This is a genomic window from Rhizorhabdus sp. P4_G5 (assembly GCF_056401065.1).
Window position 1 is genome coordinate 113,863 of the sequence record NZ_JBFUKB010000006.1, and the last position, 12,289, is coordinate 126,151.

The 12,289-nt window shown below is 66.7% G+C and carries 13 protein-coding genes; 11 read left to right on the forward strand and 2 right to left on the reverse strand.

The window, feature by feature from the left end:
- Positions 1 to 132: 132 nt before the first annotated feature.
- From AC1DQK_RS12950 to AC1DQK_RS12985, 8 genes are all read left to right on the forward strand, one after another.
- On the forward strand, positions 133 to 699 hold the full coding sequence (locus AC1DQK_RS12950; protein ID WP_477871089.1) for an RNA polymerase sigma factor: 567 nt from the start codon (positions 133 to 135) through the stop codon (positions 697 to 699).
- Positions 683 to 1,645, forward strand: coding sequence for a FecR family protein (locus tag AC1DQK_RS12955; RefSeq protein WP_477871091.1), 963 nt, complete (start codon positions 683 to 685; stop codon positions 1,643 to 1,645). Before AC1DQK_RS12950 ends, AC1DQK_RS12955 begins: the two co-directional genes overlap by 17 nt.
- The gene (locus tag AC1DQK_RS12960; protein WP_477871093.1) at positions 1,581 to 3,980 is read left to right on the forward strand and encodes a TonB-dependent receptor; all 2,400 of its coding nucleotides are present in this window, start codon (positions 1,581 to 1,583) and stop codon (positions 3,978 to 3,980) included. The genes AC1DQK_RS12955 and AC1DQK_RS12960 overlap by 65 nt, the downstream gene beginning before the upstream one ends.
- Positions 3,981 to 3,999: 19 nt before the next feature.
- Complete coding sequence (locus tag AC1DQK_RS12965) at positions 4,000 to 4,725, forward strand: DUF2334 domain-containing protein (protein ID WP_477871095.1); 726 nt, start codon at positions 4,000 to 4,002, stop codon at positions 4,723 to 4,725.
- Between the two features lie 88 nt (positions 4,726 to 4,813).
- The gene (locus AC1DQK_RS12970) at positions 4,814 to 5,722 is read left to right on the forward strand and encodes a hypothetical protein (RefSeq protein WP_477871097.1); all 909 of its coding nucleotides are present in this window, start codon (positions 4,814 to 4,816) and stop codon (positions 5,720 to 5,722) included.
- Between the two features lie 20 nt (positions 5,723 to 5,742).
- On the forward strand, positions 5,743 to 6,222 hold the full coding sequence (locus AC1DQK_RS12975; protein WP_477871098.1) for a DUF2141 domain-containing protein: 480 nt from the start codon (positions 5,743 to 5,745) through the stop codon (positions 6,220 to 6,222).
- Complete coding sequence (locus AC1DQK_RS12980; RefSeq protein ID WP_477871100.1) at positions 6,219 to 7,397, forward strand: glycosyltransferase; 1,179 nt, start codon at positions 6,219 to 6,221, stop codon at positions 7,395 to 7,397. Before AC1DQK_RS12975 ends, AC1DQK_RS12980 begins: the two co-directional genes overlap by 4 nt.
- Positions 7,394 to 8,572 carry a glycosyltransferase gene (locus AC1DQK_RS12985; protein ID WP_477871102.1) on the forward strand — a complete coding sequence of 393 codons (1,179 nt, stop codon included), beginning with the start codon at positions 7,394 to 7,396 and terminating at the stop codon, positions 8,570 to 8,572. Before AC1DQK_RS12980 ends, AC1DQK_RS12985 begins: the two co-directional genes overlap by 4 nt.
- Here AC1DQK_RS12985 and AC1DQK_RS12990 read toward each other — a convergent pair.
- Together AC1DQK_RS12990 and AC1DQK_RS12995 are read right to left on the reverse strand one after the other, a co-directional pair.
- Positions 8,526 to 9,605: a glycosyltransferase gene (locus AC1DQK_RS12990; protein WP_477871104.1), complete on the reverse strand. Its 1,080-nt coding sequence runs from the start codon at positions 9,603 to 9,605 to the stop codon at positions 8,526 to 8,528. The two genes, AC1DQK_RS12985 and AC1DQK_RS12990, sit on opposite strands and share 47 nt — an antisense overlap.
- Entirely contained in the window at positions 9,605 to 10,810 is a 1,206-nt protein-coding gene (locus AC1DQK_RS12995) for a hypothetical protein (protein ID WP_477871106.1), read from the reverse strand. Before AC1DQK_RS12995 ends, AC1DQK_RS12990 begins: the two co-directional genes overlap by 1 nt.
- Between AC1DQK_RS12995 and AC1DQK_RS13000 the strand changes: the two genes are divergently transcribed.
- The 3 genes from AC1DQK_RS13000 to AC1DQK_RS13010 all read left to right on the forward strand — a co-directional run bounded on the left by AC1DQK_RS13000 (position 10,809) and on the right by AC1DQK_RS13010 (position 12,278).
- Complete coding sequence (locus AC1DQK_RS13000; RefSeq protein WP_477871108.1) at positions 10,809 to 10,961, forward strand: hypothetical protein; 153 nt, start codon at positions 10,809 to 10,811, stop codon at positions 10,959 to 10,961. The genes AC1DQK_RS12995 and AC1DQK_RS13000 overlap by 2 nt on opposite strands.
- A 30-nt stretch (positions 10,962 to 10,991) precedes the next feature.
- Positions 10,992 to 11,561, forward strand: a complete 570-nt coding sequence (locus AC1DQK_RS13005; protein ID WP_477871110.1) for a phosphatase PAP2 family protein — start codon at positions 10,992 to 10,994, stop codon at positions 11,559 to 11,561.
- Between the two features lie 201 nt (positions 11,562 to 11,762).
- Complete coding sequence (locus AC1DQK_RS13010) at positions 11,763 to 12,278, forward strand: nuclear transport factor 2 family protein (RefSeq protein ID WP_477871112.1); 516 nt, start codon at positions 11,763 to 11,765, stop codon at positions 12,276 to 12,278.
- The last annotated feature ends 11 nt before the right edge of the window (positions 12,279 to 12,289 follow it).

Sequence of the window (12,289 nt, forward strand, 5' to 3'; positions counted from 1 at the left end):
CGCGCACCGGCATTGCCGTAGTCCCGCCTGGCGTTTGTAAATCAAACGCTGGATCTACCGCTAGAATCCTGTTTGCTCTGGCTCTCGCTGACGCATAAAGCCAGCGCCGAGTACCAGCTGGGACAACGCTAGATGAGTGACAACGGCCTGAAGGCCGTATTTCTGGACAGCCGACCGGCGCTGATGCGTTTCCTGGCGGCGCGCGGCGCGGGCGCGGACGCGGAGGATCTGCTGCAGGAACTCTGGGTGAAGGCTTCGGCGGCGCCATCCCGGCCCATCGCCAATCCTCTCGGCTATCTCTATAGCATGGCGGACAATCTGATGCTCGATCGCCGCCGCGCGGCACAGCGGCGTCTTCGGCGCGACGATGCGTGGAGCGATGCCGCCGGCGGCGCGGTTCCCGGCGTATCGGACCAGCCTTCGGCCGAACGGGTGCTGCTCGCCCGCGAGCGGCTGCGGCTGGTCGACCAGAAGCTGGAGGCGCTGGGCGACCGCACCGCCGCGATCTTTCGCAGCCACCGGATCGATGGCGTTGCGCAGCGGGATATCGCGGCGGTCATGGGCATCAGCCTGAGCGCGGTCGAGAAGCATCTGCAGAAAGCCTATCGCGTGCTGGTGGAAATGCGCGAAGTCGAGGTTGCGGATTTGTCGCAGGCGCGGCGTCATGCGATCGGAGGAATCGATGATGCCACAGGGTGAAGCGAAGATGCGGGAGGAAGCCGCCGGCTGGTTCCTGCGCCAGCGCGATCCCACACGCGCCGACTGGGACGGTTTTGTCGCATGGCTGGAAGCCGATCCAGCACATAATGCCGCCTATGAAGCAGTCGCGCTGGCGGACGACGATCTGGAATCGCGGATCGGCGACCAGGTGCTCGCCGATCGTCCATCCAACGACAACATCCCGCATCCCGCCCGCGCACGGGCGCGCTGGTTCGCGAGCACGGCTGCGGCCGCCGCGATCCTGGTCGGCGGTCTGGTCGCCTATCCCAGGCTGAACCCGTCGGTCGCGGCCTATGCGATCGAGACCGGGGCCGGCCAGCGCCGCATGGTCATGCTCGACGACGGCACCAGGATCGAACTGAACGGCAATTCCAGGCTCGGCCTGCGCCGCGGTGATACCCGCTTCGCCTCGCTCGATCGCGGCGAAGCGACCTTCACGGTCGTCCATGATCCGACCGCGCCGTTCGAGGTTCATGCCGGAGACGTGACGCTGCGCGACGTCGGCACGACCTTCAACGTCCTACGCGCCGGGCCCGACACCGAAGCCGCCGTCGCGGAGGGCGCCGTGCTGTTCGATCCGGACGGCGATGCGATCCGGCTCGATGCGGGCAGGATGATATATGTTTCCGGAACGGGTGCAGGCATCATAGGAAGGCTCGATCCGTCGGCGGTTGGCGCCTGGCGGAGGGATCGACTGGTCTATCAGAATGCCTCCTTGGCCCGGATCGCGACGGATCTTTCGCGCAATGTCGGCGCGCTGGTCACCGTCGCGCCCGAGCTTCAGCGCGAGCATTTCAGCGGCGTCATCCTGCTGGACAAGGATCGCCCGCGCCTGTTCGCACGGATCGGCGCGCTGCTCGATGTCGATGCCGTGGACGACGGCAAGGCCTGGCATCTGGCACCGCGGAAGCGTGCGGGGCGCTGAACTCGCCGCGATGACCCTGATGATTGCGGCGCCGGCCACGGCGTCCGCAGCCGCGCGGTCGCACTTCGACATTCCGGCGGGGCCGCTCCAGCAATCGATCGTCGCCTTTGCCGCGCAGTCGGGGACGACGATCGGCACGGTCGGCCCGATCGGGCAACTGCGCGGCGCGGCGGTCCGCGGCGGCATGCCGCCCGAACGGGCGCTGCGCCGGCTGCTGCAGGGCAGCGGCCTCGGCTTCGAGCGGATCGACGCGAACACATTCCGGCTGATCGCTATCCCGGTGAAGCCCACCGAGCCCAGGCCCGGTGCCGTAACCCAGCCCGCTCCGTCCCTGGCAGCCAGCGAGATCGTCGTGACGGCCAGCAAGCGCGAGACGCGGATCGGCGACTATGCCGGAGCGGTTTCCATCCTCGATCCCGGCAGGGGCATGCTCGCCAGGGCGGCGGCCCGCGGGACCGAGGCGCTGGTCGACAGCGTCGCATCGCTGTCGTCGACCAATTTGGGGCCGGGCCGCAACAAGCTGATCATCCGCGGCATCGCGGACAGCAGCTTCACGGGCCCGAGCCAAGCCGTGGTCGGCCAATATCTCAATGACATACGCCTCAACTATAATGCGCCCGATCCCGACCTGAGTCTTTATGACATGGCGCGGGTCGAGGTGCTCGAGGGGCCGCAGGGCACGCTCTACGGCGCGGGGTCGCTGGGCGGCATCGTCAGGCTGGTGCCGAACGCGCCGGACTTCGGGCAGTGGAGCGGCAGCGCCACCGCCGCCTATCTTGCGACACAGGACGGGCGACCCGGAAGCGAGCTTTCCGGCATGGTCAACCTGCCGCTGTTCGACGACCGCGCCGCCTTGCGCCTGGTCGGCTACCGCGCGGTCGCCGGCGGTTATATCGACGACATTCAACGCGGTCTGCGCGATGTGAACCGTTCGCAGATCAAGGGTGGTCGCGTCACCCTGCGCGCAAGGATCGGCGACAGCTGGACGCTCGATGTCGGCGGGCTGGTGCAGGACATCTACAGCGCCGACGGCCAATATGCCGAGCGTGGATTGCCGCCTTATCGGCGGTCGAGCGCGATCGCCCAGCCATTCGATAACGACTATCGGCTCGGCTATGCGACGCTGTCGCGGCACTGGGCGGGGCTGCAGCTCGTCTCCGCCACCGGGATCGTCAGTCACGACGTGCGCGAGCGGTTCGACGCCACCGGCTTTCCGGCGGCCCTGCCCAGCGCGTTCGACCAGAGGAACAAGATCACTCTCATCTCCAACGAAACCCGCCTGTCCCACCGCGAAAAGGACGGCACGGGATGGCTGTTGGGCACGAGCTTCATCAGCAATGGCGAGAAGCTCAGCCGCACGCTCGGGCCGGTCGGCGCGACGATGCGGATCGCCGGCGTCCATAACAGCCTGACCGGCGGCGCGCTCTATGGCGAGACCACCTTCGGCATCGCGCCGCGCGTCCAGCTCACCGCCGGCGGGCGCTTGGCCTTCAGCCACCTCGCCGGCGAACTGCTCGATCTGCCCAGGAACAGCGGCGACGAACGCAATCGCAACGAGGCAAGTATCTTGCCGCTGCTCGCGGTCGCCTGGCGGCCAAGCGGCCGGCTGACCGCCTATGCCCGCTATCAGGAGGGCTATCGCGGCGGCGGCCTCTCGGTCGCCGCCGCGGGCACCGGCATCGTTTCGCAGCGGTTCAAGGGCGACAGCATCGCCACCTTCGAGGCGGGCCTGCGGCTAGGGGATCCCGCGAGCGACTATTTCAGCGGTGCGCTCGGCCTGATCTATGCCCATTGGGAGAATATCCAGGCCGATCTGGTGGATTCGAGCGGTCTTCCCTACACCGCGAACATCGGCAACGGCCAGACCGTCGGCTTCGAGGCCAAGCTTGGCTGGAGGCCCGCGGCGGGGCTGAACATCGAAGCCGGCCTGTTCGTCAACGACAGCGACCTCACCAGCCCCGCCCCGGGCTTTTCGGCCTCGCGGCATGCCGAGCTGCCGGATGTCGCACGGCTCGGCGCGCGCACGGCGCTGGACTACGCTACCCGGCTGCGCGGGGACATCGCCTTGTCGCTGAACGCCTCGTTCCGCTATTTTGGCCATTCGCGCCTGGGCATCGGAAACGGACTCGATATTGTGCAGGGCGGCTACACCGATACTGCGCTCGGCGTGCGGATCGGCAGCGACAAAGCGGGCCTGTCGCTCGACGCGACCAACCTGCTCGATGCCCATGGCAACCGCTTCTCGCTGGGCAACCCGTTCGGCGTCATGCAGGGGCGCCAGATCACCCCGCTGCGGCCACGCACGATAAGGTTCGCGATCGATGGACATTTCTGAGCCTTCGACTTCGCGCCGCATGCTGGCATCGATTCACGATGTCGGCCCGCGTTTTTCCGATGCGGTGGATCGCCTCGCCGATCGGCTTTCGGACAAGCTCGGCGGGCCACGTTTCGCCCTGCTCGTCGTGCCCGACCATTGGGGCGAGGCGCCGATCGCGCGGGACGCCGCCTTCCACCGGCGCCTGCGCGACTGGCATGCGAATGGCGCCGAGATCTTCGTCCATGGCTGGTTCCACCGCGACGACAGCACGCATCGTGGCGCGACCGCCTTCAAGGCGCGCCACATGACCGCGCGCGAAGGCGAATTCCTCGGCCTCGGCCACGACGCCGCGCTCGCCCGCATGACCGCGGGCAAGGCGTTGATCGAGGATATCATCGGCGCTCCGGTGGCCGGCTTCGTGGCGCCGGCCTGGCTCTATGGAGCCGGTGCCCGCAGCGCGCTGGCCGAGGCGGGTTTCGCCCTGGCCGAAGATCATCTGCGGATATGGTCTCCGCTCGACGGCCGGGTGCTGGCGCGCGGGCCGGTCGTCACCTGGGCCAGCCGCAGCCCGCGCCGGATCGCGAGTTCGCGCCTTTTTGCGGCACTCGCGCGGCATGCCCTCTCCGGCGCCGAAATCGTCCGCGTCGCCGTGCATCCCGGCGACGCCGCGATACCCACGCTCCTGGCCAGCATCGACGCGACGCTCGCCGCGCTGATGCGCAATCGCATAGCGGGGCGATATGCCGATCTCCTGCAACGCTGATGACACAACAATAATCTAGGGCTGCGGTGCGGGTCCATCGACCCGGTGCCGTCCATCGCTGGACAGGGCGAATGGGAGATCCCTCACGGTGTCTGCAGAAGCGCTTGCAATTTCATCCCGCCTACCACCCCTTCCCCTTCCCGATCGGCGCTGGCAAAAATGGCTGTCAGCCGCGATATCGCTGGCGCTGCTCGCGACGATCGCGAGCCAGCTCGACAAGATCGGCATGGTCCGGCTGCGCAACGACCTTCCGGCGGCACCGGCGTTCTGGTGCGCTCTGGGCGCCTATTATCTCGCTTTGCCGGCATCCGAGTGGCTGATCTACCGCCGGTTGTGGAAGCTGCCGGCGGCTGGTTTCGCCGCCCTGCTCCGTAAGCTGGTGAGCAACGAGGTACTGCTCGGCTATAGCGGCGAGCTCGCCTTCTACGGTTGGGCTCGTGCGCGTTCGGGGCTCAGCTCGGCCCCGTTCGGCGCGATCAAGGATGTCAGCGTTACATCGGCATTGGCGGGCAATGTCGCTACGCTCGCCATGGTCGTCGCCGCCTGGCCCTATCTGGGCGCCCTGCACCTGCCGATATCGCGCAACGAGCTGGTCGGCTCGATCGCGGCGGTGCTCGCGATCACCGCCGCGATCGGCCTGCTCCGCGGCAGGATATTCTCGCTGCCGGGCCGGGATCTGCGCTTCATCACGGCTATGCATCTCGCCCGGCTGGCGACGACCACGCTGTTGTCGATCCTGCTGTGGCATGTCGGCGTGCCCGGCATCGCCCTGTCGAGCCTGGTGGTGCTTGGCGCCCTGCAACTGCTGGTCACCCGGTTGCCGCTGGTGCCCAACAAGGACCTTGTGTTCGCGGCTACGACGATCCTGCTGGTGGGCGGCGACAGCCGGATCGGCGCACTGGTCGCCCTGATTGCCGCCCTGATCCTCGCCACGCACCTGGTCGTCGGCGCCGCCCTGGCCGGCGCCGATCTGCTCGAGACCGCGAAGACTTCATGATCGCGGCGACATTGGCGGCGATGACCATGATCGCATCGACTCCGTCGCTGGGCACCGCAGAGGGCCGCTGTCGTTCGCCCGAGCCCGGCCCCGCCTTCGAGGTCGTGGTCACGGGGCTGAAGGATCGCAGCGGCGAACTGCGCCTCGAACTCTATCCCGACAATGACGCTGACTTCCTGGCCGACGACAACAAGCTGCTCGCCACTGGCAAGACATTCGCCCGCGTCGTCGGCGCGCCTCCCGCGGCAGGTGTCGTGGAGTTGTGCATCAGGGCGCCGCGTCCCGGACGCTATGCGCTGATGCTCCTCCACAATCGCAACGCAGGCCGCAAATTCGACCTGAGAACTGACGGCGTCGGCTTCGCGGGCAATCCCCGGCTGAGCTGGTCGAAGCCGAAGGCGGCGAGCGCCGCCGCCGTCGCTGGCCCGGGTGTTACCCGGCTCAGCATCATTCCCAACTATTGGCACGGCCTGTCGATGCGGCCTGTGGAGGTCCCATGAAAATCGTCGATGTCTGCGCCTTTTACACGCCCGAAGGCGGCGGCGTACGGACCTATGTCGAACAGAAGCTGCAGGCCGGGGCGGCCGCGGGGCATGAGATCGTGATCATCGCTCCCGGTGCGACGGACGGCGTCGAGCACCGCCGTGGCGGGGGCAGGATCGTCTATATCGCGTCCCCGACGCTGCCGCTCGATCGCCGCTACCGCTACTTCGCCGATCCCGATCGCGTACATCGGCTGCTCGACGCCGAGCGGCCCGACATGGTGGAGGCATCCTCGCCATGGCGCACGGCGTCCATCGTCGCCGGCTGGCGGGGCACTGCGCCCCGCGCACTGATCATGCATGCCGATCCCCTGGCGGCCTATCCCTATCGCTGGTTCGGCGGGATCGCCCGGCGCACCGCCATCGACCGCCAGTTCCAATGGTTCTGGAACCATCTGCGCCGCTCCGCCGCAGCCTGCGACATGGTGGTCAGCGCCAATGACAGCCTGTCGCGCCGGCTTCGCCTGGGCGGGCTGCCGTCGGTGGAGACGATCCCGATGGGAACCGATCCGGGCCTGTTCTCGCCGTCGCTGCGCGATCCGGCGATCCGGCGGGACCTGCTGGGGCGATGCGACCTCGACGAGGATGCCCTGCTGCTGCTCGGCATCGGCCGCCATGCCGCGGAGAAGCGCTGGCCGATGGTGATCGACGCCTGCCTGCGCGCCGGGATGCAACGCAGGATCGGGCTGGTGCTGATCGGCGAAGGCCGCGATCGGGACAGGGTGTTGCGCTACGCCGGCGCGAGCCCGCACGTCCATCTGCTTGCGCCGATCCGTGATCGCCCGCTGCTGGCGCGGGTGATGGCCAGCGGCGATGCCCTGATCCACGGCTGCGAATGCGAGACTTACGGCCTGGTCGCGGCGGAAGCCGCCGGCTCGGGCCTGCCGCTGGTGGTGCCGTCGGAAGGCGGTGCCTCCGACCTTGCCAGGCCCGAGACATCCGAAACCTACCTGCCCGGGGATATGCGCGATGCGGCGCGCGCGATCCTGCGGCTGGCGGCGCGAGACCAGGCTGAGCTTCGCCGCGCCGCCGCGCTGGCGGCAGGCCGGATCGGAACGATGGACCAGCATTTTGAGCGGTTGTTCGCCGCTTATGCGGGCCTCCGCCGCATCAGCCGTCGTTTCGCCGCATGATCGCGGTGCCGGCCCGCGCCAACCACATCCTGATCATTCTGCACGACTTTTCGACGGGGGGAACCGAACGCGTCGCGATCCGCATGGCCAGCCGCTGGGCGAAGGCCGGGCGGCGGGTGACGATCCTGTGCGGCACGCACGACGGCCAGCTGCGCTCGCTGGTGGATCGCTCGATCGACGTCGTGGCGGTGCAGCCCGAGATCCGCCGCGGCCTGTTCTCCCGCTGGAGCCTGGCCGTCGCCTTTGCTCCACAGGTCCGCGCGCTGCGGCCCGACCTTATCTTCGTGCCCGGCAATTTTCACCTTGCGGTCGCCAGCCGCCTCGCCGGTCTGCTCGGCGAAGACCGCCCGCCGATGATCTGCAAGCTCAGCAATCCGCTGCATCGCGCCGGTCGCGGGCCTGCGCGGCAATGGCTGTTCGAGCGGGTCGCGCGGTGGCTGGCCGCACCGCTGGACGGCTTTGTCGCGATGTCGGAAAGCCTGCATGCCGAAGCAACGCGCATTCTTGGGGAGCCTTGGATCGGCATGGTCGCCGAACCCATATTGGACGATGCGCCGGTCGCGTCGAGCGCCGCCGAGGCGAAGGACGTGCGGCCGCTGATCCTGTGCATCGGACGGTTGGTCAGGCAGAAGAACTTCATCCTCGCCATCCGCGCCTTCGCGGTCGTCGCCGCCCATCGCAACGCGCGGCTCCTGATCCTCGGCGAGGGCGATCAGCGCGCCGCGCTTCAGCGCGAGATCGAGCTTTCGGGCCTGTCCGACCGGATCGAGCTCGCGGGCCACGTCGCCGACGTCCGGCCCGCGCTCGCCCGTGCCGCCATGCTGCTGATCAGTTCCGATTTCGAGGGCTATCCGGCCGTCGCGATCGAGGCGCTCGCCGCGCGCCGGCCGATCGTCGCCACGCGATGCTCGCCGGCGATCGACGAGATCATGCTGCATCCGTCGTTCGGCCGGATCGTCGATGCAGATCCCTTGAGCATCGCCGAAGCCGTCACGGCCATGCTCGATACGCCGCCGCCGGACGAGGCCGCGCTGGCTCAGCTGCTGGATCGCCACCGCCTGGGCAGCGCATCGGCGCAATATCTCGAGCTGTTCGACCATATGGTGCGAAGATGGTCCGCAGGGTCGGCTAGAGTGCGCTCATCCGCTGCAATATCTCCTGCCCCCGCGCAGTGAAGGCTTCGCGGCTATAGCGAGCGCGCACGCGCCGTCGCGCAGCGTCGCCCAGCGAACCTAGCATCTCCGGATAGAGCAGCATGTGGCGCAATGCTCTGGCGAGCGCGCCGGCATCGCCCGGCGGGACCAGCACGCCGCAGCAATTGTCGACGCTGTACTGCATCTCGCCGACCGCCGAGGCGATGACGCCGACACCCGCCTGCATCGCCTCGTGCGCCGCGATGCAGAAGCCCTCCGCCCGCGATGGCTGGAGATAAAGATGCAGCCCGGCCAGGAAATGCGGGGGACGCTGCGTAAAACCGGCAAGCCTGATGTTGGCCAGCCCTCCATCGGCGATTGCCGCCTCCAACGCCGCATGCTGCGCGCCCTCGCCGGCTATGACGATCTCGAACGGCATCGGCGCCGAGAAGCCCTCGGCCTTCAGGATAGCCAGTGCCGCGACCAGAACGTCATAGCCCTTGTTGGGGTGAAGCCGGCCGAGGCTGCCGATCCGGATCACTTGCCCAGGCTGCCAGGGCGGAGCCTGTGGCGCGTCGGGATCGGCCGAGAAGATCGGCCAGCACATCAGCCGATCCGGATCGACCTTCAACCGTCTCGCCGTCAGCTCGGTCACGCATTCCGAGTCCCCCACCCAAAGCGATGGCAGCCGCCGCATCAGCCGGAGCATCCGCTCATTGGCCGGCCTGAGATGGGCATTATGCTGCCAACTTATCACCGGCAGGTGCCGCCGCAGGCCCACCACCTGTCCGATCAGCGTCGCCCGCGTCAGCGATGTCCAGATATGGGTCGCACGCCAGTCGCGCACCTGCCCGTCGAGCCAGTGGAAGGCGGCGAGATGATCGTCTTCGCCACCCGGACGGACGGCGACATCGAGCCCCGCCGAGAGCAGCGGAGGCAGCGCCAGCCGGTTGCGCGGCGTCAGCGCCAGCACCCGGAGCGCGGCGCCCTGCGATTGCAGCACCTGCGCCACGGCGCGCAGCGGTGTTGCGGCCCCCCCGCCCTCCATGGAATTGATGGCATAGGCGATGCGCATCAGGCGTAGGCGCGTTGGCCGGGCGTCGTGTCGAGGAAAACTGCCGCGCGGCCGAGCAGCGCGGCAACCGCACGCGCCGCGCGGTGCGACGAGGGCTCGGCGCTAAGGTCGAAACTATGGTCGAACAGCTGTCGCTGGATCGGCTCGTAGCGGGCGGCATGCTCAGTCCGCGCCAGTTCCAGCTTTTCTCCGAAACGGGCCAGCTCCTTTACGACCGGCCCCGCGCGCCAATGCAGGAAGTTGGGATCATCCTCGCTGCCGGTCCCCTGCGCATCCAGGAAAAGACAGGGCCGGGGCCGCAGGAGGAATTCATAGACCTGACTGCTCACGTCGCCGAGGTAGATGTCGGCGCGATTGGTGTAGGTCATTGTCGTCGACAGCCGGCTTCCGAGATCGATGTGGATGTTGGGCGCCCGCAGATAGCGCTCGTCGATATGGCCCGGCCGGCTGATGCGCAGCCGGTCCACCGTCAGCACGAAGGGCCGCTCGAACAGCATCACATGCGGGGCGAAGATCAGATGATAGTCGTCATGCGCGACGAACCAGTCGAGGATCTGCCGGCCCCAGCGATACCAGGAGGACAGGTGTGGCGAAACATGCGGGTTGTAGAGGACGATCGGCCGCCCGTCGTTGCACATGGGATGCACCGCGGGGCGCGGATCGATCAGGTCGAATTTGGGATAGCCGACCACGGTGATGCGGTCCTCGGCCAGGCCGGTCTCGCGGATCAGCCGCTCGCGGATCTTGCTGCCCGATACGAGCACATGATCGAACAGCGCGCTGGCCTTGTCGAACCCGATCGCGCGATCGCCGGCGCCGTGGCGCGTGTGGATGATCTTCAGGTCGGCCAAGCCATGGCGGGTCTTGAGCACCAGCGAGGTCTTCTCGGCAACGACGAGCGCGTCCAGTGACCTGAAGAAGTCAAGATTGTCGCCGTATATCAGCAATTTGGTCGCCGGCAACATCGTTTCGAGCGCATGCGCGACGCGGATCGCGGCGCGGCTTTTGAGGCCAAGCTCGACGAGCCGGATCGAGCGTCCGATCGCGCTTCCGCCCAGCCGCACGACTTCGGCGGTCAGGCGGCTATTGGTGGTCGCCACGATAATCTCGAGATCGACACCCGCCTGGCTGAGCGCCAGCGCGATCGGCAGGCTGTGCGCAATCTGGTGAACCTGATCGTGATTGAAGAGAAATCCCACCCGCATGATGGCTCTGACGCCACCGCATCCTCAAACCCGCATCATGATGTCCAAACTAGTGAAACGTCGGTTGATCAATCCTGGCACCCAGCGCACTGATGGAGACGGCGCGACCACAGTCACGCAAGGCCTCATCAACAAAAAGGACATGAACTGAGCGCAACGAAGCTGCGGGAACGGAGCGCCAGTGGCGTCACCGGCCGTTCAGGGTGACTGGACAGGCGACGTGCAAGCCGGAGGCAGCATGCTGCTTGGTGGGGGCGTTGCTTACGGCCTCAAGCAGCTCATTCACGAAGAGCGGCCCGATCATAGCGATCGCAAGAGCTTCCCGTCGGCTCATACAGCCGAGGCTTTTGCCGCCGCAGCGACGCCCGAAAATCGGTACGGCTGGGAAGCGGGGCTTCCCGCGCTGGCGGTGGCCACGCTGGTGGGCGTCGCGCGCGTCGAAGCGCGCAAACACCATTGGTACGATGCCGTAGCGGGCGCGGCGATTGACGCTGGAAGCGGTTTCCTGCTCACCTCGGCCAGGAACGGCACAGTGCGGCTCGTCCCCTGGGCGGACGCGGGCGGTGGGGGCCTGGCTCTCGCGGCGATCGGTCGCCATCAGATCAACAGACTCCCCATTGACACCCGTGCTAGCGAATGTCCTGACCATGCCCTCTCAAAGGGACACAAAATGGGCCTATTCTCTCGCCCAGCGATGGCCGAAGCGCTCCGGCTTGCCGGGCGAAGGGGGGCATCCAGCTCAGCGCTGTGATCGCCGAGGAGGCGACAACCTAATCTTTTAGGATTAGAATGCGATTGAGGATCATAAGCATCCGGGACGAAGTGACCTTCCGTCGACTCGTGTATCTCATCAGTCCGATTCAATAACATTTGGAACACTTCCTAGGTTTTAATCGCGGAGAGGATGATGGAGGTCTTAGAACGATTGGCGCGATCTGCAGACAAGGTGCAAATGCTGATCGATCATTTTGAGATAAGGGAAGTGATCGAGTCCTATGTTCATGCCTGCGATCGCGCCGACGTCGATGCGGTCATAGACGTCTACGCAGAGGAAAGTTGGGACGATCACGGTCACATGAAGGCGCGTGGACATGATTATGCTCGAACGGTCACGGACGCCTTGTTGACGAAATGGGATAGCTGCAACCACCTTCTTGGCCAATCCCGCATCAAGGTGTCGGGCGACACGGCCGGCGCGGAAACTTTGTTTTACGCGACGCAGACGCGGCACGAGGATGGCGTTGAGATGCTCGACCAGCAACTGGGTCGCTATATCGATCGGCTGGAACGGATAGACGGCCGATGGTCGTTCATTCATCGCCGCTGCATTCAGGAATGGATGTCGAGTCGGCCGCTTGGCGGAAGTATTGTCGATATCGCGGACTATTTGCGCGGTCAGCGGTCTGAAAGCGACCTGTCCTATGAGGTGCTCGGCCTCAGCAAGGGTTGTTCTCGAATAACGCGGTGAAACGTCAGCAT